The organism is Streptomyces sp. 1-11 (assembly GCF_007176755.1).
Taxonomy (GTDB): domain Bacteria; phylum Actinomycetota; class Actinomycetes; order Streptomycetales; family Streptomycetaceae; genus Streptomyces.
The window spans coordinates 268,478-289,257 of the sequence record NZ_BJTV01000007.1 but is presented as its reverse complement, the minus strand read 5'-3'; the positions used below and the strand labels follow the sequence as shown (position 1 = coordinate 289,257).

At 68.2% G+C, this 20,780-nt stretch carries 19 protein-coding genes; 7 read left to right on the top strand and 12 right to left on the bottom strand.

The features are described from left to right. Nucleotides 1-248 precede the first annotated feature (248 nt). Complete coding sequence (locus tag TNCT1_RS17545) at nucleotides 249-1,091, bottom strand: family 1 encapsulin nanocompartment shell protein (protein WP_143632992.1); 843 nt, start codon at nucleotides 1,089-1,091, stop codon at nucleotides 249-251. 19 nt (nucleotides 1,092-1,110) lie between these two features. Beyond that, nucleotides 1,111-2,190, bottom strand: coding sequence for a Dyp-type peroxidase (locus TNCT1_RS17540; protein WP_143632990.1), 1,080 nt, complete (start codon nucleotides 2,188-2,190; stop codon nucleotides 1,111-1,113). 951 nt (nucleotides 2,191-3,141) lie between these two features. On the opposite strand from TNCT1_RS17540, the gene TNCT1_RS17525 reads away from it, so the two are divergent. The 3 genes from TNCT1_RS17525 (at nucleotide 3,142) to TNCT1_RS17515 (ending at nucleotide 6,296) form a co-directional block, all read left to right on the top strand. Further along, nucleotides 3,142-4,389, top strand: a complete 1,248-nt coding sequence (locus TNCT1_RS17525; protein WP_235902666.1) for a threonine/serine exporter family protein — start codon at nucleotides 3,142-3,144, stop codon at nucleotides 4,387-4,389. Between the two features lie 88 nt (nucleotides 4,390-4,477). Continuing rightward, the gene (locus tag TNCT1_RS17520) at nucleotides 4,478-5,083 is read left to right on the top strand and encodes a GNAT family N-acetyltransferase (RefSeq protein ID WP_174266336.1); all 606 of its coding nucleotides are present in this window, start codon (nucleotides 4,478-4,480) and stop codon (nucleotides 5,081-5,083) included. A 502-nt stretch (nucleotides 5,084-5,585) separates the two neighbouring features. Further along, a complete protein-coding gene (locus tag TNCT1_RS17515) occupies nucleotides 5,586-6,296 on the top strand; it encodes a DUF2071 domain-containing protein (protein ID WP_143632986.1) in 711 nt (236 codons plus the stop codon). Nucleotides 6,297-6,414: 118 nt separating this feature from the next. Here TNCT1_RS17515 and TNCT1_RS17510 read toward each other — a convergent pair whose 3' ends face one another. The 5 genes from TNCT1_RS17510 to TNCT1_RS17490 all read right to left on the bottom strand — a co-directional run bounded on the left by TNCT1_RS17510 (nucleotide 6,415) and on the right by TNCT1_RS17490 (nucleotide 10,060). Then, the gene (locus TNCT1_RS17510) at nucleotides 6,415-6,792 is read right to left on the bottom strand and encodes a fic family toxin-antitoxin system, toxin component (protein WP_143632984.1); all 378 of its coding nucleotides are present in this window, start codon (nucleotides 6,790-6,792) and stop codon (nucleotides 6,415-6,417) included. Beyond that, nucleotides 6,792-7,031 carry a hypothetical protein gene (locus TNCT1_RS17505; protein ID WP_143632982.1) on the bottom strand — a complete coding sequence of 80 codons (240 nt, stop codon included), beginning with the start codon at nucleotides 7,029-7,031 and terminating at the stop codon, nucleotides 6,792-6,794. Before TNCT1_RS17505 ends, TNCT1_RS17510 begins: the two co-directional genes overlap by 1 nt. A gap of 111 nt (nucleotides 7,032-7,142) precedes the next feature. Next, nucleotides 7,143-7,853: a GntR family transcriptional regulator gene (locus TNCT1_RS17500; protein WP_143632980.1), complete on the bottom strand. Its 711-nt coding sequence runs from the start codon at nucleotides 7,851-7,853 to the stop codon at nucleotides 7,143-7,145. Between the two features lie 117 nt (nucleotides 7,854-7,970). Then, nucleotides 7,971-9,356 carry an aminopeptidase P family protein gene (locus tag TNCT1_RS17495; RefSeq protein WP_143632978.1) on the bottom strand — a complete coding sequence of 462 codons (1,386 nt, stop codon included), beginning with the start codon at nucleotides 9,354-9,356 and terminating at the stop codon, nucleotides 7,971-7,973. A 191-nt stretch (nucleotides 9,357-9,547) separates the two neighbouring features. Then, nucleotides 9,548-10,060 (bottom strand): ATP-binding protein, encoded by a 513-nt coding sequence (locus TNCT1_RS17490; protein ID WP_143632976.1) that lies wholly within the window; start codon nucleotides 10,058-10,060, stop codon nucleotides 9,548-9,550. A 316-nt stretch (nucleotides 10,061-10,376) separates the two neighbouring features. Here TNCT1_RS17490 and TNCT1_RS17485 point away from each other — a divergent pair, with 316 nt between their 5' ends. After that, a complete protein-coding gene (locus TNCT1_RS17485; RefSeq protein ID WP_143632974.1) occupies nucleotides 10,377-11,342 on the top strand; it encodes a LysR family transcriptional regulator in 966 nt (321 codons plus the stop codon). 358 nt (nucleotides 11,343-11,700) lie between these two features. Next, nucleotides 11,701-14,304: a collagenase gene (locus TNCT1_RS17480; protein WP_143632972.1), complete on the top strand. Its 2,604-nt coding sequence runs from the start codon at nucleotides 11,701-11,703 to the stop codon at nucleotides 14,302-14,304. Nucleotides 14,305-14,682: 378 nt separating this feature from the next. Here TNCT1_RS17480 and TNCT1_RS17475 read toward each other — a convergent pair whose 3' ends face one another. The 5 genes from TNCT1_RS17475 to TNCT1_RS17455 are packed head-to-tail and all read right to left on the bottom strand — an operon-like array spanning nucleotide 14,683 to nucleotide 19,535. Next, nucleotides 14,683-15,684, bottom strand: a complete 1,002-nt coding sequence (locus TNCT1_RS17475; RefSeq protein WP_143632970.1) for a proline racemase family protein — start codon at nucleotides 15,682-15,684, stop codon at nucleotides 14,683-14,685. Nucleotides 15,685-15,686: 2 nt separating this feature from the next. Beyond that, nucleotides 15,687-16,589, bottom strand: coding sequence for a dihydrodipicolinate synthase family protein (locus tag TNCT1_RS17470; protein WP_143632968.1), 903 nt, complete (start codon nucleotides 16,587-16,589; stop codon nucleotides 15,687-15,689). Nucleotides 16,590-16,601: 12 nt separating this feature from the next. Beyond that, nucleotides 16,602-18,092, bottom strand: a complete 1,491-nt coding sequence (locus tag TNCT1_RS17465; RefSeq protein ID WP_174266333.1) for an FAD-dependent oxidoreductase — start codon at nucleotides 18,090-18,092, stop codon at nucleotides 16,602-16,604. After that, the gene (locus tag TNCT1_RS17460; protein WP_143632966.1) at nucleotides 18,085-18,339 is read right to left on the bottom strand and encodes a (2Fe-2S)-binding protein; all 255 of its coding nucleotides are present in this window, start codon (nucleotides 18,337-18,339) and stop codon (nucleotides 18,085-18,087) included. The genes TNCT1_RS17465 and TNCT1_RS17460 overlap by 8 nt, the downstream gene beginning before the upstream one ends. Continuing rightward, the gene (locus tag TNCT1_RS17455) at nucleotides 18,336-19,535 is read right to left on the bottom strand and encodes an FAD-binding oxidoreductase (RefSeq protein ID WP_174266332.1); all 1,200 of its coding nucleotides are present in this window, start codon (nucleotides 19,533-19,535) and stop codon (nucleotides 18,336-18,338) included. The genes TNCT1_RS17460 and TNCT1_RS17455 overlap by 4 nt, the downstream gene beginning before the upstream one ends. A 253-nt stretch (nucleotides 19,536-19,788) precedes the next feature. Between TNCT1_RS17455 and TNCT1_RS17450 the strand changes: the two genes are divergently transcribed. Together TNCT1_RS17450 and TNCT1_RS17445 are read left to right on the top strand one after the other, a co-directional pair. Then, nucleotides 19,789-20,043: a DUF6332 family protein gene (locus tag TNCT1_RS17450; RefSeq protein ID WP_174266331.1), complete on the top strand. Its 255-nt coding sequence runs from the start codon at nucleotides 19,789-19,791 to the stop codon at nucleotides 20,041-20,043. A 129-nt stretch (nucleotides 20,044-20,172) separates the two neighbouring features. Continuing rightward, entirely contained in the window at nucleotides 20,173-20,460 is a 288-nt protein-coding gene (locus tag TNCT1_RS17445) for a hypothetical protein (RefSeq protein ID WP_143632962.1), read from the top strand. Nucleotides 20,461-20,780: the final 320 nt, after the last annotated feature.

Here is a 20,780-nt window from a genome sequence, read left to right as displayed (position 1 = left end):
CCTCAGGCACGAAGATCCAGGACGCCGCTTCACCTCGTCGGACCCGGGCACCTGGCACAGTGCCGTGTCGATCACCGTGGTTCCCACGTCGACCGTCGGGGACAGCGGCGCGGCGTAGCGCAGGTCGGCGGCGACGCCGTCGGCGCGGGCGGTGTCGCGGTCGATCAGTACGGTCTCCCGGCAGGTTCCGCCGCGTTCGCCCAGGCAGAGGGCTGTAGCCGATCCCACTGCGCCCGCTCCCAGGACGCCTACCCTCGTGTCCGCACCTCCGAGGGTTCGGGTGGCCTGGGCGTCTCGGTTTCCACGGGCACGACGGCTTCGCTGGTGTACACCAGGAAGGTCAGCGTCTCCTGGAAGTAGAGCCGGATGCTGCGCTCGTCATGCGACAGGTAGCCGATGGACAGGTCCTGGCCGATGCGCAACTCGAAGTCTCCGCCCCGTTTCGACACCAGGAAGGCGCCGTCGATGGCGGGTGCCCACACGATGTCGCCGTCCAGGACCCGGGCGATGTGCTTGATGATCGGGTAGCCGAAGTCGGACGTTTCGCTGACAGCGGTGTACGCCGCTGCACTCAGAGCCAGGGCGTAGGGGCCGCCCACACCGGCGAGTCGCAGCGCGGTGAGGGCTTGGCTGAGGGTGTCCGGGTAATCGCGCACCTCGGCCGGCAGTACCAGAACGGAATTGGACGAACTCTGCCTCATCCCCGAGATGTCCGCAGCCGCGTACCCCTCGAACACCGCGCGGTCTTCGGCGAAGGCGATCCGCCGAGCGGCGTCCTTGACCGGCTGCCAGTCCGCGTCGTTGGCGCCTCGTGCGACGTCGTCGACCTGCTGCCGATCGACGGTGAACGGCACCCGCAGCTCGACCAGCGGCTGGAAACGGCGTACGCGAGCCTTGACGCCTTCAGCCGGGGCCTCCACGTCCTGCAGGTGACCGGTCCCCACACCTGCCAACTCCAGCCCCCCTGGCTCGGGCACGTCGACCATTCGGCGAGCCGCGACATGCCGCTTGAACGTCCGCCGTGCCTCGTCCTCCAAGTCGGCCCACGCGGCGGCGGAGAGGGGTGCCAGTTTCCGATGCAGATTGTCCATCGCCAATGCTCGCCTCCTGTCACGTCCTCAGATCGCCGATCCCCAGGGAGCCGTCCGCGGTAGGCAGGCGGACCGTTACAGGCGCAGCCTCGATTTCATCCGCGCTGCCCATCTCGCCGGCTCCTTCCATCCTCTCGCTCTCGCCCGCGGCCGCCGGCTCGGGAAGGTCGTCGAGAAAGTCGCTGCTGGGCACGTAGAACAGCGATCCGGTGGCAGGCGTGGAGAAGTCCAATATCCGGTCGTGGGAGGCATGCGAGGCTCCCAGGAACATGCGCTCCAACATCCGCTCTGTCACGGCCGGAGTGCGGGCGTAGCCGATGAAGTACGTACCGAATTCGCCCCGTCCTGCGGCGCCGAAGGGCATGTTGTCGCGCAGGATCTGATGCTTCGTCCCGTCCGGGTCCTCGATAGTGGTCAGCGCCACGTGGGAGTCGGCTGGTTTGACGGTGTCGTCGAGTTCGATGTCGGACAGCTTCCGTCGCCCGATCACCATCTCCTGCGCCTCGGTTGGAAGTGCGTTCCAAGCGTCCAGATCGTGCAGGTACTTCTGCACGATCACGTAACTGCCTCCACTGAACCGGGGGTCCTCGTCACCGATCAACACCGCAGCCCTCGCGGTCGGCCCCGTCGGATTCTCCGTGCCGTCCACGAACCCCAGCAGGTCGCGCACGTCGAAGTACTTGAATCCATGCACCTCGTCACGAACGGTGACGACGGCGCGAAGCCGCTCCATGATCTCGGCCGCCAGGGCGAAGCACAGGTCCAGCCGAGCCGCGCGGATGTGGAACAGCAGGTCACCCGGTGTTGAGACCGCCTGGTGCCGCGCACCGGCCAGTTCACGGAAGCGATGCAGATCCACCGGGCGGGGGCCGGTGAACAGCCGATCCCACGCCTCCGAGCCGATGCCCGCGACTACGCTCAGCTTTCCGTCCGGCGTCGCCCGGAAGCCGACCGCCCGCTGCAGCCCATTGAGGTCCGACAACAGCTCCCGTACGACCGGCTCACCGTGCGGGTCGATGGTCACTACCAGGAAAATCGCCGCGTTCGTCAGTGGAGACAGCACCGGCTGGGGCACCGGGTCCTGGGAGTGTGCGCGCATGGCACGCGCCCCTTCCTTACGATCACCGACGAAACCCTGATCCCAAGCGGAGACGCAAGCACGTCACGGGCAGCGGAGCCGCCCCTCGCCGGACGACGGCCCAACGGCACCCCGACGCCGAGACCCCGTCGAGTGCCCGCGGGCGCGCCCTTACTCACCGTATGCCGTAACCTCGCGTCACGCCTACCGCACGCGAAAACGTGCCCCATACAGCCACGGATGGTGACGGTCCGGGACACCACGCGGCCGACAGGTCCGAACGCCGCAGTCGCGGCAGCGTCGGAGCGAAAGACGTGAGGATGCAGGATCGGCCCCGAGACGGAGGCTGGTCCAGAGAGAGCGGATCGTCGAGGGGATGAGGGACCGGCCCTCCGGTGGCAGTGTCCGTCGGGGGGTGTGAGGGTGGAAGGCATGTGACGTCCATTGTCGTCGACATCTCGAACCCTGTGGATCTGACCACCCTCGACTCACTCGTCGTACCTCCCGGCACCTCAGCTGCCGAACAGTTCGCCACCGCCGCGCCGGAAAGCCGGGTGGTCAAAGCCTTCAACACCACCTTCGCCGGGCCGCTCACCTCAGGACAGGTGGCCGGCCGGCCACTGGACGTCTTCATCGCCGGAGACGACGATGCGGCAAAACAGGCCGTAACGGACCTGGTCTCCTCCGCAGGGCTGCGCCCCCTGGACGTGGGACCGCTGCGCCGGGCGCGCGAGCTGGAAGCCTTCCGACTGCTCCGCAACCAAGGCGGCCTGGGCGGCGGGGATCGTCCGCGACACCCTGTTGCAGTACGGCACCCCCGTGGCCCTGACCGACTACCGGAACACCGCCGACTGGTCACCCTGCGGACCGGCAGTGCATTGGACCGGCGCCACTGGGCAGCACGCCACCCGTGCCGACACCGCCGGGCCCGTGTAAGCAGCTTCTCCTGGCCGTGGAGCTCGGACGCAGGTGTTGGAGGCGAAAGTGGAGCAGCGATCGGTCGCGGATCTGGACGGACTCACGGCGTTCCTGGCGCGGCTGACCGGCCTGCTGCTGCGCTCGTCCGGCGAGGGCGCCCATCTGATCGAACGAGCCGTGGCGGACAGTGCCCGTGCGTTCGGCGGCGCTGCATCCCTGCTGCTCGTGCCGGAGGCGGCCGCGCTCACGGTCACCGCGGCGGACGGCAGTACCCGCACCGTCATGGTGCACGGTTTCCCGGAGGTCTTCCGCCTCGACCAGGTCGCCGCGCTCAAGCCGTTCATCGCCGAAGTGCGGGCAGGCAGGACCGGCATCGGGGAGGCCGACCGCAGACTGATGCAGATCGAAGCGGCGCCGACGCCGTACCCGTGGTGGCTGAAGTTCCTCGGCATCGTGTTGTTCGCGCTGGGTTTTGCACCGCTGATGCAGCCCACCTGGTACGAGATCGCCACCACAGCCGTGCTGGGGGCGCTCGCCGCAGCTCTGGCGGTCACTGCCGACCGTTTGCCCCGGCTGCACCGGTTCCTTCCGCTCGCGGTGTCTACGGCGGTCTCCCTTGTCACGATCGAGTTTTTCGCCAACAACGCTGCGCACGGCGGTCCCGTCCTGCTGATGCTCCCGGCGCTGTTCTACTTCATTCCCGGCGACTACCTGAGCGCGGCGACCGCCGAGCTGGCCGCCGGTCTGATCACCACCGGTGCGATACGGCTCGTCTACTCCGCCTTCCTTCTGGTCCAGCTGTACGTCGGCGTCCTGCTCGGCGTCCTTTTCGCCGGCGCCACTCCCCACGCGTTCTTCGATGTCGCCGCCCACTCCGACCTGCCCCGGTGGGCGCTGTTCGTTGCCTGGATCGTCTTCACAGCAGGTACCGTGTTCGCCTTCGCGATCCCGTTGCGCTTCTTCTGGCCGCTGCTCCTGCTCGTTTACGTCACCGTCGGCGTGCAGTCGGCGCTCACGAAGCTCGCCGGGGAGACGGGCAGCACCTTCGTCGCCGCGGTTGTCCTCGCAGCCGCGGCCACACTGCTCTCGCGCGGGCCGCGCCGTCCACCTCGGCTGATCCTCATCCTGCCCGGCTTCTTCACGCTCACCGTCGGCTCACTCGGCATGCGCGGTCTGACCACTTTGATCGGCGGCTATGTCGAAGGTTTTCAGGACCTGCTGAAGCTGGTCACGATCGTCACCGCCCTCGCCATCGGCCTCATGGTCGGCGAAGCACTCATGCAGGGGCACGGCGAAACCTAACTGCCACCGAACCGGCAACCCCGACCGCGCCCCGTCACCCCCCGGCGGCTCCGAGTTGTGGATGCCGAAGAGACAGGCGAGGTCCCGCATGTCGAGCTTCTACGATCGACGCCATGCCCTGTGGCATGACAGCTCGTTCGCCCGTGAGAGGGTTGCTGCCATGACTGTTGGCGCGCCGGGCGGTGAGGTTCTACTCGAGACGAGTCGGCTGCTGCTCAGACCTTGGCGGGTAGACGAGGCTGTCGTCCAGCGTGAACTGTGGACCGAGCGTGATCCACGAGTGCCGCCGCACCGCCGAATCGACGCGGACGGACACCCCACGGTCGCTGAGCTCGAGGATTCGATCCGCACCGACAAGGTGTGGTCGACCGGGTTGCTGGCGGTCGAACGGAAGGCGTCTCGTGACGTCATCGGCTATTGCGGGCTGGTCGCCAGCGGGCGAGGGGCGGTAGGGGAACCGGAACTGGCCTTCGAGCTGCTACGCCGGAGTTGGCGTCAGGGATACGCGACCGAGGCCTCGTTGGCGGTTCTGGAATGGGCGCGATCTTCTGGGTACGAACGTCTGTGGGCCACGGTCTGGGACTGGAACACCGCTTCTCGCCGAGTGCTGGCCAAGGTCGGGTTCACCGAGACCGATCGGAAGGAAGTAGACGCGGTGCATGGGACCACCGTGTTCACCACGAGACGGCTCTGACACACCCGACGTTTTCCCATGCGGACGGATCCGTGCGGTGGCGCCTGGCGAAAGGTGTCCCCATTCGCACCGCCTGCCGGACACCCAGGACTGCTGCCGTGGCTGAGCTCCTCCATCCCCCTCACCGTCCGCGACGCCTTCGCCTCGACTGCCCTTGCCGGCGGACGCCGCCCCTCCACCTTCTCGAAGCCGATCACCAGGACGGCTTTGTAGCCGCATGCAACCGATGGGAGCTCCTGAGCGGAAGAACCAGCGACGGTGACGTCGCGAAACGGTCGCTGTCGTCCTGACCGGGAGGGCTGGGTGTTGACTCCGAAGGGATCAGACATGACGCTTCGTGACGATTTGCCGGTGTACCGCAAGCTCGCGTCCGTGTAGCAGTACGGCGCCGGAGTGAGTGTAGGAGCGGCGTATGGCAGCCGGGCATCGCCACAGCCGGCGGGCACCACATGCCTGTGCGGTGGAAGCTGTGACGCCCAGCGCACCCCGTGCACTGGACCATGTGCTCTTCCGGCAACGCTGGCAGGACGTGGTGTTCCTGCACTGGCCGGCCGACCCCTTCGAAGTCGCCCGGCTGCTGCCGCCCGGGACGGTTCCCGACCTGCATCACGGCCGGACCTACGTGGGACTCGTCTTCTTCCGCATGCGCCGTCTCGCCCTCGGGCCGCTTCCCCCGATACCGGGCGTCGGAACCTTCGACGAGGTCAACGTACGTCTGTACAGCAGAGACGCGCTCGGCCGACGCGGAGTGGTCTTCCGCTCACTGGACTGCGACCGGCTCGCACCCGTCGTCGTCGCCCGAGCGGCGTTCGGCCTGCCGTACCGCTGGTCACAGACACTCAGCCGCTGGTACGGGCCTCGCCTGCTGTACCGCTCCCGCGGCCGCGGCGGCATGCGCCCCACCAGCCGTGTCTGGGTCCACGTCACCGACCGGACGGTGGCGCCGCAACCCCTGGACGGGTTCCTGACCAACCGCTGGGGTCTGCACGCACGCGTCTTCCAGCGTTCCTACTACCTGCCCAACGCCCATACGCCGTGGACCTTCCAGCACTGCGACCTACTCGACTGGGGCGCCTCGGCGGTCGCGGCGGCGGGACTGACCGCACCCACGACAGAGCCGGTCAGTGTCCTGTACGCACCGGGCGTGCAAGTGGAGTTCGGCCTGCCGGCCTTCCTGCCGCCAACCCCCTGGCACCCAGCACGCCGACCGTGACCGCGGCAACCCGCCCCCGGCGGTGATCGCTACAGGAGCGAGGAAGAACGACAACACTCACATCCGGTGAGGACCCCTGCTGCCCGCCGCGCACCGCACGCTCCGCGGTCTGCGGGCGTCAGGTGGCGGTGGGCCAGTTCCGCAGCAACGCCGCGATCTTCCCCGCGGTGCAGGCGGGGTCGAGAAGCAGGTCCTTGAGAGCGATGGCATCCTCGCGGGCGGGTTTGACGGTGACCCCGGCGGCTTTGAGGTACATGACGCCGGACGCGGCGGCGACGGCCAGGTTGGAGCGCTCCAGCCAGCGGCAGCGGCCCAGCGTGTGCACCAAGGCGGCGGCCTTGGCATAGGGGCCGTCGTAGACGGGCTGCTCGAACAGTTCCGCCCGGTGGCGGGCGACCGCCGAGACGGGCACGCCGTAGTCGTCGGGGGCCGGATCACTCGCCCCGGCGGCCTCAGCGACCTGCAGGATCCAGGGAACGTCGATATTCAGATCCATCAGGCTGCGCGCGCTCCCCGAGGCGTCTGCTGTGCTTGCTCGGCCTCGTCGAAGACCGCTTGGTGTTCGGCCAGGAAGCGGGCGGCCGCATCCACCGCGCGTGCGCGCAGGCCACTGGTGTCGTCCTGCACCAGCCGGCCGAGGTAGTCGCCGATACTCAGCCCCAGGTCGGCGGCGCGCTTCTTCGCGAGTTCCGCCACGTCCTCGTCCACACGCGCGCCCAGCTGTGTCTTCGCCATACCTGCATGGTAACAGCTGTTACCGGGCATGGGGCGGAGCGGGCGGTGGCCCGGACACCGCCAGGCAACAGCCATCCCTGGACCAGCCGGCGTCACCTCGACGAGCCGACGTCAGGAACGGCTACGAGACCGGAGGGCAGGTTCACGCCCTTCGACCTCTGCCCGGCCGTCCGCCCAGAGGGTGCGCACATGGGCGAGATGCCGGCGCATGCAGTCCTCGGCCTCCTTGACCTGGCCGGCCACCATCAGGTCAACGAGTTCGACGTGCTCCTGAGCCGAAGCGATGAGGCGGTCTGCCTCGTTGAGGCTGGCCAGCCCGAACAGACGGGATCGTTTACGCAGGTCAGCCACCACCTCTACGAGGTGATGATTGCCAGCCAGCGCCAGTAGTTCGAGATGGAACCGATGATCGGCTTCGAGGTACTTGATGACGTCGTGCTCCCGGGCCGCCACGACGATCTGTTCTGCCAGTGGGCGCAGCGTCTCCAACTGCTCGATGGTGGCCGTTTCGGCGACGCGGCCCACCGTGGGAACCTCGATCAGTGTTCGGATGTCGGTGAACTCGTCGAGGTCCTGCTCGGTCATCTCTGTGACGCGGAAGCCCTTGTTGCGCACCGCTTCGACCAAGCCTTCCCTGGCCAGGTCCAGCATGGCCTCGCGTACCGGTGTAGCGGAAACACCGAGTTCCGTCGCCAGGGTGGGGGCGGAGTAGATGACCCCAGGACGCAGCTCGCCCGCTATGAGAGCGGCCCGGAGAGCGTTGGCCACCTGGTCGCGCAGATGGGTCTGAAGGGGGATAGCCCGTGATTCGAGGTGAGGCATCTCCGCTCCTCCGCTGATCCAGTGCGATGACCTCCGACTATACAATGTCACGTTGCTTCGGGAACCGGGACAGAAGTCCTCACCCGCGGCGGTCGCGCCCGGGTAGGCGGGGTCGCATCAGCGCACGGACGCCATCCAGGCCTCCACCTCATCGGCGCTGCGTGGCAGGCCGGACGACAAGCATTCCGCTCCGCTGGACGTGATGACGAGGTCGTCTTCGATTCGCACGCCGATGCCGCGCAGCTCCGCGGGCACTGTCAGGTCGTCGGGCTGGAAGTACAGTCCCGGCTCGACAGTGAGGACATGACCGCGTCGGAGCACACCAGCCGAGTACGCCTCGTCTCGAGCACCGGCACAATCGTGGCAGTCCAGTCCAAGCATGTGGCCCGATCCGCACAAGGTGTAGCGGCGGTACAGGTCAGGCCCAGGTGTCGAAGCGGTCGTGCCGTACGGGCGCAGCCCCCACGCATCGAGCTCTTCGGCAATCACACGCATCGCGGCGTCGTGGAAGGCACCGAACGGGGCGCCGGGCCGTAGCGCAGCGATACCTGCCGACTGGGCCGCGAACACCAGGTCGTAGACGCGGCGCTGGGCTTCGGTGAAATGTCCGCTCACCGGCAGTGTCCTGGTGACGTCCCCTGTGTAGAAGGAGTCAGCTTCGGCGCCGGCGTCCAGCAGAAGCAGATCCCCGTCCCGCACCGGGCCGTCGTTCTGCATCCAGTGCAGGATGCAGGAGTGTGAGCCGGCCGCCGCGATGGTGTCGAAGCCCAGCCCGTAACCCCCGAGTCGGGCACGGCGGTTGAAGGTGCCCTCGATCCAGCGCTCTCCCCGTGCATGGCGCGTGGCGTCACCCAACTCACTCAAGACATCGGTGAAGCCGGTGACCGTGCAGTCAACCGCTTCCCGTAGCCGGCCGATCTCCCACTCGTCTTTGACGAGTCGCAGCTCCGAGAGGAAGGTGACGAGCTCTGCGTCGGCCTGCGGGGTCGGTGGCACCAGAGCGTCGACATAGGTGTCCTCACCGCGCAGCACACGAGTGGGGATGCTCCTGCTGATGGCCTGTTCCAGTTCGTCTCGGGTGGCGACCTCGATTCCGAGCGTGTCCGCGGTCTCAGAGAGCGTCCGGCGTCGGCCGATCCAGAACTCGCCGTGCCGGCGGTCGCTGTAGAACTCCGTGCTGTTCGGCCCGATACCGCGCGGCGACCGTTGCCGGGTGAACAGGGTGACCGAGTGCCCGCTGCCGGTCGGCTCGAAAACCAGGACACTGTCGGGGACAGCCTGCGTCCCCTGTTCGGCAGTAAGGTGCACGAATGCGGAGTGCGGCCGGAAGGCGTAGTCGAAGTCGTTGCTCCTCACCTTGAGCCCGCCCGAGGGGACAATGATTCGTTCGCCGGGGAATCGTTCCGACACCGCCGAGCGCCGCTTGGCTGCGTACGCTGCTCCCGGCAGGACCGACAGGTTCAGATTCGTCTTCGCCCATCCGCCATGGAACTGGTCGGCCATTGCTGCCGGTCCCTCCCTTCTCCTGCTGCAAGTACCGCGTGCCTCACCCTGATCTGCCATCGAGAAGTCCTTGGGTGTCGTGGTTCGCTTTCAGTGACGTGGGCAGATGGCCCGGTTGGCTGACTTCCTCTCTTCGGTTACCCGAATGGGGCGGTATCGCTGGGGCGTTACACCGTGTACGTAGCACTGCTTCACATGGGGGGAGGCAGGCTGGACGACATCTTCTTGCCGAGAGGGGTTAACGACCAGCGTACGGAACTCGGCAGATCGATTTCGGTGTGAGCGCTGTCGGCTATTGCGTCACTGACCGGTGACGGGCCTACCGCCGAGGGAAGGACCGCCCAGCAACGCTTCCCGGAGGCAGTGAACTCGATTCCGTGAAAAAGACTGAGTGCCTCGATGAGGGCGCGACCACGGCCACGCTCGTCGCCGGCGCCAGCCTCACAGGTTCGAGGCGCCGCCGAACTACCGTCGAGAACACTGACGACAAGGAAACCTTGATCAAGGGCCACGTCTATGGCTATGGGGCTGTTCGCGTGCAGAAGGCTGATGGTGAGCAGCTCCGCTACCACGACTTCCAGGCGAAAGGAGGCCTCGTCGTCCAGCGCGCCCCACGCCTTCACTGCCGCGGATATGCGATGGCGGGCATCGCGCACCGCGGCTGCGGCCGCTTCAAGGTCGAAATGAATTCTGGTGTGGGGCATGATGTTTCTCCTGGGAGATCGCAGCCACTCCGGCTCCTTTCGACTCATGCAGCCATTGAGTACAAAGGATGACGGTAACGGACGAGATCACTAGGTGGTACGAAAGACGCGAGTGGCGCGGACGTGCGCCACCTCGACAAGGCAGCGCCGCGAAGTGGAGGCTGCCACGACCAGCCCGCCAGATCAATAGCTCCAGCCATAACAGAAACATCAGGCCAGGCATAAGACTCCATGAAATGAGCGCGAACGATTCCCACATGAATCGGCGTACACGCATAATGCGCTTGCCGTTTCCGCCACACAGCGAGGTGTACTGATGGATCTGGAGCTGCGCCACCTGCGCATGCTGTGCGCAATCGCGGACTCCGGGAGCGTTGGGCGCGCAGCGGCCGCGCTCGGGCTCACCCAGCCGGCGGTGAGCTCACAACTGCATCGCATCGAGCGACTGCTCGGGGAAAGACTTTTCACACGCAGCGGCACCGGCGTGGAACTGACGGCCTACGGTGCGGGAGTCGTCAGTCAGGCCCGCGACGTCCTGGTCCGCGCCGATGCTCTGGGGAGACGCCACATGAGTGATTCAACCCTGATGACCGGGGCCCTGCGGCTCGGTGTCACCAACACGCCGGTGGTTCCGGCACTGTTGGACACCCTCCGGGACGTCTGTCCGGACTTGAAGGTGTCCGTCTGCAGTGTGTACGCCACCGGTGACCTCCTCAAACTGCTGGAGGCCGGCGAACTAGACGCCGCCTTAGGCGTGGCCTACCCCGGGATGCCGCTGCCGCACTCCTCGGCTCTGACGTGCCGTGCCATCAACACCGTTCCCATCTTCGTTGCCTTGCCGGCCGGCCACCCGCTCGCGCATCGTGTCGAGGTACCGCTGGAAGAGCTGTCGAAGGACACCTGGTTCGTCGCCTCGGACGACGGCGTCGGTTGGCCGGATGCCTTCTACGACGCCTGTCGGGCTGCGGGCTTCAGACCCGCTGACACACACGAGTTCCATGTACTTGATCAGCTGCAGTCAATGATCGCCAAAGGCCTTGGGGTGACCGCTGTTCAGCCCACCGTGTGTCCCGTCGCCGGCGTTCTGGTCAAACCACTCGCCGGGGATCCCCTGTGGCAGCGGCATCTGCTGATCTGGCGCGAAGAAGCCGTGGAAGGACCTGTGGCTGAAGCTGTGCATCACCACGCTGTTCGTGTCTACCGAAACCTGTTGGCGCGAGCTCCGCACCTGCAGAAGTGGGCCGCATCCCGGCTCGGTGAAACCGTAAGGCGGATCCGGTGAGCTCCCGTTTCTATCGTGAACTTGCGGGCGCTCTGCAGACCGCCGCCAACATGCGCTTAGATTGCGCGCCGTGAAAGGTTCCAGGACCTACTGGGCCTTTCGCTGAGGCTCGTCCAGCCTCGTTCGACGTTGGGCAAGTCGCGGTCCACGCACACCAATTGGCAACCTCAAATTGGCTCCGATGTCTTCCCCAGCACATGTCACCTGTGCAATGGTACATGTCACAGGTCGTAGCCATGCCAATCGTGTCATTGGCGGCCGTGCTCCCGTCGTACCGACGGCGCGGCCCTCCCCTCCACGACCCTCCTCCACCCCATCGGCCACGCCCTGCGTGGCCTGTCCCCTCATGGGAGGCGTAGTGAGAAAATCACTGGTCAGACGGAGTTTGGGCGCGGCGATACCGCTGGCCCTGACCCTCGCCATGGGTACTGGCCTGCTGGCACAACCTGCCGGCGCACGTACCGAAGCACCCCAGTCCGCCGCTACGCAGGCGGTGACGGGGGGCGGTAAGCGCTCCGGTCCCGCGCCCGAGTCACAGACCGCCGCTGCTGACGCTGAACACGTCGGGAAGGGGCGCCTGAAGGCCTCCGAGCTTCCGCCGCTGGCCGCGAGCAAGGACGCGCTCAAGGAGCCCTACGGCAGGGCCGCGAAACCGCCGGCCCGGCCCTCGAAATCCATGGAGACAGCCGCCAGAGGTGAGGCCGGGAAGAAGAGCGCCGCCGCGGCCGCCGCGTGCAATGTCTCCGACTTCACCAGCCGCACCGGCAGCGCGCTGGTACAGCAGATCAAGGCGTCCACGACCGACTGCGTCAACACGCTGTTCAACGTGACTGGAAGCGACGCCTACAACGCCTTCCGCGAAGCCCAGATGGCCACGGTCGCCTACGCCGTGCGCGACGGCTCGGCGTCGTACCCCGGCAACGCCGGCACCGGCATGCCCCAGCTGGTCCTCTACCTGCGCGCCGGCTACTACGTGCACTACTACAACGCCGGCACGGTGGGCGCCTACGGCAGCGGCCTGCAGACCGCCATACGGTCCGGTCTGGACGCCTTCTTCGCCAGCTCGCACTCTCGCGACGTCACCGACGCCAACGGTGAGACCCTCGCCGAGGCCGTCACCCTCATCGACAGCGCCGAGGAGAACGCCCGCTACATCTACGTCCTCAAGCGGCTGCTGGCGGACTACAACTCCTCGTGGAACGCGTCCTGGTGGATGCTCAACGCGGTCAACAACGTCTACACCGTGACGTTCCGCGGCCACCAGGTGCCCGCCTTCGTGACGGCCGTCCAGTCGGACCCGAGTCTGATCGACTCCCTGTACAGCTTCGCCGCCGGCCACCTGTCGCTGCTCGGTACCGACCAGTCCTACCTCACGTCCAACGCGGGACGCGAACTCGGCCGGTTCCTGCAGGAGTCCCCGCTGCAGTCGAAGGTTCGTCCGCTGGCCGCCGGCCTGCTGAACTCAAGCTCGATCAAGGGCACCTCCGCTCCGCTGTGGGTCGGCGTGGCCGAGATGACCGACTACTACGACAAGGCCAACTGCTCCTACTACGGCACGTGCAACCTGCAGTCGCAGCTGGCCAGCTCGGTGCTGACGGTGACCTACCCGTGCAGCTCCAGCATCACCATCAAGGCCCAGCAGATGACCTCGAGCGAGCTGGCATCGAGCTGCTCCAGCCTGCGCAGCCAGGACGCGTACTTCCACAACGTCGTTCACGACAGCGGCCCCGTCGCGAACGACAACAACAGCACGATCGAGGTCGTGGTCTTCGACTCCAGCACCGACTACCAGACCTACGCCGGTGCCATGTACGGCATCGACACCAACAACGGCGGCATGTACCTCGAGGGTGACCCGGCAGCCGCCGGCAACCAGCCGCGCTTCATCGCCTACGAGGCCGAGTGGCTGCGCCCGGACTTCCAGATCTGGAACCTCAACCACGAGTACACCCACTACCTCGACGGCCGGTTCGACATGTACGGCGACTTCAACGCCGGCGTCACCACCCCGACCGTCTGGTGGATCGAGGGATTCGCGGAGTACGTCTCCTACTCCTACCGCGGTGTCCCCTACAACGAGGCCATGACCGAGGCAGGACGCCGCACCTACGCCCTGAGCACCCTCTTCGACACGACCTACAGCAACGACACCACGCGCATCTACCGCTGGGGCTACCTCGCCGCCCGGTACATGCTCGAAAAGCACCCCTCCGACATGAACACCGTGCTCGGCTACTACCGCTCGGGCAACTGGAACGCCGCCCGCAGCTACCTGACCAGCACCATCGGCACGCGCTACAACAGCGACTGGTACACCTGGCTGGCCGGCTGCGCGGCCGGCGACTGCGGCGGCGGCACCAACCCGCCCGGCAACCAGGCACCCACCGCCGCCTTCACCTCCGCCGCGCAGGGCCTGAAGGTCACTTTCACCGACCAGTCCACCGACTCCGACGGCACCATCGCCTCCCGGTCCTGGGACTTCGGTGACGGAACCACCTCCACCGCCACCAACCCCAGCAAGACCTATGCGGACGCCGGCACCTACACGGTGAAGCTCACCGTGACCGACGACAAGGGCGCCACCTCCACCGCCGGCAGGACCGTGACCGTCAGCAGCAGCGGTGGCACCGGCACCGAGTGCACCGGTACCGACACCCGGGAACTGGGCCAGAACTGCCGGCGCAGCAACCAGTCCGCCACCACCGGCGCCTACGCCTACCTCTACCTGTACGTCCCGTCCGGAACCACCCAGCTGAAGATCACCACCTCCGGCGGCACGGGTGACGCGGACCTCTACTACAGCTACAGCGGCTGGCCCAGCACCACCAACTACACGCAGCGCGCCACGGGTGCCGGCAACAGCCACACCTTGACCATCACCAACCCGCCGGCCGGCGCCCAGTACATCAGCCTGTACGCGGTGAGCAGTTTCAGCGGCGTCACCGTCAGCACCAGCTACTGACTGGCGCTTCTGCTTCGTCAGAGGGACAGCTCCACCATCGGCCCGGGGCGGCTCCCCCCGCCCCGGGCCGAGTCCGGAGCGGGGGTGCCGGGGACTCCCGCTCCGGACTCCACCGAGATCGCCCGGCAGCAGCCGGGCGATCTGACCACCCGACGGGGTGCGAAGCTCGCGCCGACGGCGGTGATGAGGACGGAGCCTGGGCGCACTGCGCAGCGGACGGTAGGCGACCCGCTTCAAGACCATGCCGAAGGTGCCGGTCGCGGCCAAGTTGAGCAGTTTGACAACCCCGTAGACCATCGAGTAGCCGAGGCGACCAGGGCGTAGAACGAGCCCACGAGCAGGCCGTTGAGCAGGAATTGGACGAAGTGGTCCGGCCACTCACAGGGTGAAGCCGGCCGGGTAGGGGTCCGACGGGTCGAGCAGGTACTGGGCGGTGCCGGTGATCCAGGCGCGGCCGGTGACGGACGGCAGGACGGCTGGACGGCCCCCGACCGTCGTCTCCTCTCTGATGCGCCCGGTGAAGCGGGAGCCGATGAACGACTCGTTGAGGAACTCCTGGCCGACGGAGAGCTGTCCGCGGGCGTGCAGTTGCGCCATGCGGGCGCTGGTGCCGGTGCCGCAGGGCGACCGGTCGAACCATCCGGGGTGGATGGCCATGGCGTGCCGGGAGTGCTCCGCGGTGGATCCGGGAGCCTCCAGATAGACGTGGTGGCAGACGTCGATCTCCGGGTTCTCCGGGTGGGCCACCGGGTTCTGCTTGTTGATCGCGTCCATGATGGCCAGTCCGGCGGCGAGCAGCCGCTGCTTCTCCGCCCGGTCGAAGGGGATGCCGAGGTCCTCGGTCCGCACGAAGGCGTAGAAGTTGCCGCCGTAGGCGATGTCGTAGCGCACCTCCCCGTAGCCCGGGACGTCGACGACCTGGTCGAGTGCGTGGCAGTACGACGCGACGTTCTCCAGGGTCACCGACTCGGCACGGCCGTCGCGGACCCGGACCCGCGCCGTGACCAGTCCGGCCGGTGTGTCCAGCCGTACCCGGGTCTCCGGCTCGACGACCTCGACCATCCCGGTCTCGACGAGGACCGTCGCGACGCCGATGGTCCCGTGCCCGCACATCGGCAGGCAGCCCGAGACCTCGACGAAGAGCACGCCGAAGTCGGCGTCCGGCCGGGTCGGGGGCTGCAGGATGGCGCCGGACATCGAGGCGTGCCCTCGCGGCTCGCACATCAGCAGGGTGCGCAGGTGGTCGCGTTCTGCGACGAACCGCTGCCGCCGCTCGAACATCGTCGAACCGGGCAGGACGCCCACCCCGCCGGTGATGACACGGGTCGGCATGCCCTCGGTGTGCGAGTCGACGGCGTGGTAGCAGACGTTGGACCGCATCGTCAGTTCACCCCGTTGTCGATGAGCGCCTGGGTGGCGGCGCGGACGACGGCCTCGGTCTCCGGGCCGAGCGGCTGCCGCGGCGGGCGGCACCTGCCTCCGCGCCGGCCGGTCATCTCCTGGCCGAGCTTGACGGCCTGGACGAACTCCGTTCTGCTGTCCCACCGCAGGACCGGGTGGAGCCGGCGGTAGAGCGGCAGCGCCGTCTCCAGGTCGCCGGCGACCGACGCCTCGTACAGGGCGAGGCAGGCCCGGGGGAACACCTGCGGGTATCCCGCGACCCAGCCCTTGGCGCCGGCGAGACCGACCTCCAGGACGGTGTCGTCGGTGCCGATCATGAGGTCGAGTCCGGGGGCGAGTTCGGAGATCTCGTAGCACCGCCGTACGTCACCGGAGAACTCCTTGACGCCGACGATGAGTCCCTCGGCGTGCAGCTTGGCCAGCAGTTCCGGGCGCAGGTCGACCTTGGTGTCGATGGGGTTGTTGTACGCGGTGACCGGCAGACCCGCCGACGCCACCAGCTCGAAGTGCTCCAGGACGGCGCGGTCGTCGGCGCGGTAGGCGTTGGGCGGCAGGCACATGACGGCCTGGCAGCCCGCGTCCTTGGCGAACCGGGCGTGCCGCCTGGCCTCGACGCCGCCGTAGGCGCCGACGCCGGGCATCACGGTGAACCCGGCCGGGGCGTTGGCGACGGCCGTCTCCACGACGCGGTCGCGTTCCTCGTGCGTCAGCGTCTGGTATTCGCCGAGCGATCCGTTCGGCGCAACGCCGTGCACCCCCTGTTCGGCGAGCCAGGCTACGCTCTCCCCGTAGGCGCCGAAGTCGACCGCGAGGTCGTCGTCGAAGGGCAGGCTCGTCGCGACGAGGACACCGTGCCAGGGCAAGCGGGACTGAGTCTCGGTCATGGACACTCCTTGTCAGTCATTCAGTGTGATGCGTCCGTTCGGACGGTCGTTCAGGGAAGGTTCGGACGGTCGTTCAGGGAAGGCTCGTTCATCCAGATCGGCGAGCGCACCGAGGGTGATGGGGATCGCGATGAGCCGTTCCGCGGGCACGTAGGCCTCGTCGCAAGCCGTGAGGCAGTGCACGGCCGGTCCGCACACTCGTCCCTGGCACCAGCCCATCCCGGCCCGGGTCAGCTGCTTGACCTGCCGGTGGTCATGCGCACCGCCTTCGGCGCAGGCGGTGCGGACCGCCTCCGCCGTCACCTCCTCGCAGCGGCACACGACGCTCTCGTCGGTCAGCCAGGAGGACCACGCCGGAGGAATCGGGTGGGCGAGGGCCAGAGCCCGGGCGAAGGCGCGCTGCCTGGCCACCGCGGCGCGCACCATGGCCACGCGCATCGTCCCCAGCACGGGCGCGGCACCGGCGTCCGCCAGAACCGACGCGGCGGCGAGGCGCCCCTCGCCCACCGCGAGCGCCGCCCCGCCCACACCGCACGCCTCGCCCGCGGCGTAGAGACCGGGAACGCTGGTGCGCTGTCCGCCGTCGACGGCGACGACCGCGTTGCCGTCCGCGGACGGGGTGAGGTCGCACCCCAGGGGCAGGAGCAGGTCGAGTTGGGGCGTGAAGCCCCAGCCGACGCCGACGGCATCGACTTCGATCCGCCGCTCCGTACCCGGGCGTGGGCTGCCGTCGGACGCCACAGTGGCGACCCGCACCGACGTCACCCGCTCGTCTCCTTCGGCGCAGACGATCGCCGTGCGCGTGCGAACCGGGATTCGGTGGCGGGCGAGCGCGGCAGCGTACCCGGTTCCCTCGGCCCACTTACCCGGGTTGGACAGCAGCGCACCTGGGTGGCGCAGCCACGCCCGGGGATCGGCGGCCTCGCACACCGCGACCACCTCGACCCCGCGCGCCGCGAGGCCGGCGGCCACCGGGAGCAGGAACGGGCCGGTACCGCCCAGCGCCACACGGCGCCTGGCGACGGCCCCGCCGCCCTTGAGCAGCGCCTGGATGCCGCCGATGGTGAGCACACCGGGCAGATCCCAGCCGGGGAACGGCAGTTGCCGGTCGTAGGCGCCGGTCGCCACGAGGAGCCTTGGAGCACGCAGGACCACGGCGGTCTCCGTCGGTGCCTCGCGCCGGTCGACTGCGTGGAGCACGAATCCGTCGCCCTCGCGGACGACCGACCACACGTGGTGCGCCAGGCGCAGGTCGAGCCGCCCGGCCGCTCGGCTCGCCGACAGAGCCGCGGACAGAGCGCGGTACTTGCGCAGTCCGTGGTGGAGGTCCTCGGTCGGGATCTCCGGCCGCGCGTTTTCTGGCGGGTGCCGCCAGTACTGGCCGCCGAGGGCGCTACCGGAATCTACCAGCAGCACGCGCAGCCCGCCTGACAGAGCTGTGGCTGCCGCGGCCATGCCGGCCGGCCCTGCGCCTACGACGATGAGATCTGCCGAATCACGCATCGCCGTCCTCCTCGGTCGTGACGGTCATACCCGGACGTGCGGGCACCAGGCAGGCGCGCTGTCCGCCAACTCCGTCGATCGTCACGAGACAGTCGAAGCAGACGCCGATGCCGCAGAAGACACCACGTGGGCGATGCCGTGTGCGGGTGGTGCGCCAGGCGACCCGGCCGGCGGCCACAAGGGCCGCGGCCACGGTCTGCCCCGCTACGAACGGCAGGGGTTCGCCGTCGATGACGATGTCGCTCACTGCGGCGTACCTCCAAAGGTGAGGAAGCGGTCGGGCAGCAGGCCGGTGTGTGCCGCGGGGTCGGCGCCGCGCCAGGGGCGGCCGAGCAGGTGGGCGGTCACGAGCGCGCCGGTCGCGGGGGCGAGGCCGATGCCCGCCCCCTCGTGGCCGCAGGCGTGAACGACGCCCGGCACCCGAGGGTCGGGGCCGATGACCGGCAGGTGGTCCGGGCAGTAGGGCCGAAAGCCGCGGTAGGCGCGGATCAGGTGGACTCCGCGCAGGAAGGGGAACAGTCGGCAGGCCTGTGCGGCGAGCCTGGCCAGCACGGCGGTGTTCAACGTCCGGTCGAAGCCCACGCGTTCGCGGCTGGCCCCGATGAGGATCGTGCCCCCGCGCGTGCCTTCCACGACGCACGAGGTCTCCAGACCGGCGTCGGACGAGGCGACGTTGGCCACATAGTCCGCCGAGTAGACCTTGTGCCGGACCATCGGCGGCAGCGGTTCGGTCACCAGGACGAAGCCCCGGCGTGGCAGCACCTCGATGGGCGCGCCGAGCCGGCGGCCGACCTCGCCGCCCCAGGTCCCGGCGGCGTTGACGACGGCGTCGCAGGGCAGCACCTCGCCGGCCGCGGTCCGGACGCCGGTGACCCGGCCGTCCCGGGTGGTCTCGGCGCCGACCACCTCTCCCGAGTGCAGGCGCCCGCCGCGCCGTACGGCGGCTCGCAGCAGCGCGGCCGCCGCCAGGACCGGCTGCACCTGGGCGTCCTGCGGGTAGTGAACACCGCCGGGCAGCCCGGGCGCCAGGTGGGGTTCCACGTCCCGCACGTGGTCGACGGGCTCGATACGGACGCCGGCCGCATTCTGCCTCGCGGCGAATTCCCGCAGCGCCGCGAGGCCCTCCTCAGTACTCGCGACGACCAGGCCCCCCTTGGCCTCCAACTCGAACGACTCCGAGCCGAGTTCTTCACCGGCCTCGTCCCAGAGGGTGCGGCTGAGCCGTGCCAGGTCGAGTTCGGGGCCGGGTTCCTTGTCGGAGAGAAGGACGTTGCCCTCTCCACGGCTCGTCGTCCCGGCCCCGACGGGCCCCCGGTCTATGACCGTGACGTCCAGGCCCGCCGAGGCGGCATGGAAGGCGGAGGCGGCGCCGACAACGCCGGCACCCACGACAACGACCTTCAGACTCACCCGGCCCTCCTCCTGTGCAATGTCACATGCCATAACTCAGGCTATACATCTGATCCACGCCAAGACAACGCCGCCTCCCGGCGTAACTTGTGTGAGATTTGAGCGAGGTGGGGCTTTGCGAACCTGATCGGGAACCCGATCGTGGCCGGGCATGACGTTCCCGGTGTCGGCGAAGCATGGCGTGGCGCTGCGGCAGCCACGGGCGAGCCCTGGGGGCCGCGGCTGCGTGGTGGTCGAACCGCCCGTGTAAGTACGGTCAGCGCAACCGCGATGTGAGACTTGCAGCATGGACATGGGGCGTGAGTCGCGATGGGAAAAGGACGCAATGACGGTGGAGATCGTTTTCGCCCTGGTGACTGCCGCCGCGCTGGCTGGGTTGATCTTTGTCGTCTCCTGGGCTCTCGCCCTGAGCCTTGACCTTCCGGGTTCGGCAGAGCGACGCGTGTTGGCAGGGGGCGCATTGCTCGGAGCGTTGGCCGGGGTGTGGCGTCTTGTACGGGTGCTGCTTCGCTTCGAAAAGCAGCGCCGTTTGGGCCGCTGACCAGGACTTTGGCTCTACGGTCGGTAGCCTCTCAGTGTGGGATCGTTGAGCGTGTAGGGGTCTATCGAGTCGCGATCGAACTGCCTACTTCGCCCGCCGCCTGTGCGACTCGCGTGAGATCATCCGTCCATGAGCAGCGACCTGGAAGTGAGTGCTCTGGCGATCAACGTCACGATCCCGCAGGCGCTCCGCTGGACGGACACTCGACGTGGTGAAGAGTTCCAACTGACCACACTCAACATCCGGCTTCTCCCGGACGGTCACCTCGCCGCGAAAGCCTATGGCCGACCAGTCGGCGGTGGTCGGGGCGCATATGTCTCGTTCCCGGTTCCCGACGAACCAGAACTGGCGGCTCTGGTTGTCGACGCGGCCAACCACGCCGGGACGTTGTGGGCCGCCCATCGCGGCCTCGGCTGAGCCTGGTTCGACTTACGGGCAGACGGTGGCAGTTCCGAACTTCACTCTCGCGGCGGGGTCTGGTCCGGTAGAGCTTCCTGCGTGGCGCGAGTGCAATTGACCGACGCAGAGTGCGAGTTCGCGGATCTGGTACCCACCTGGTCTTGCCCCCTGCCGCGCACCGACCGCCCTTGCAGACGGGTCCGACAACGCCACCGCCGTCGCGGCGTCACGGCGTCGCGGCGGGCCATGGACGCCGCGACGCCGGTCTGGTGTGGGTCGCGCCCTCGCCGAACACCCCGACGCCCGCGACCGCCGACCGCACCGCACCGCACCGCACC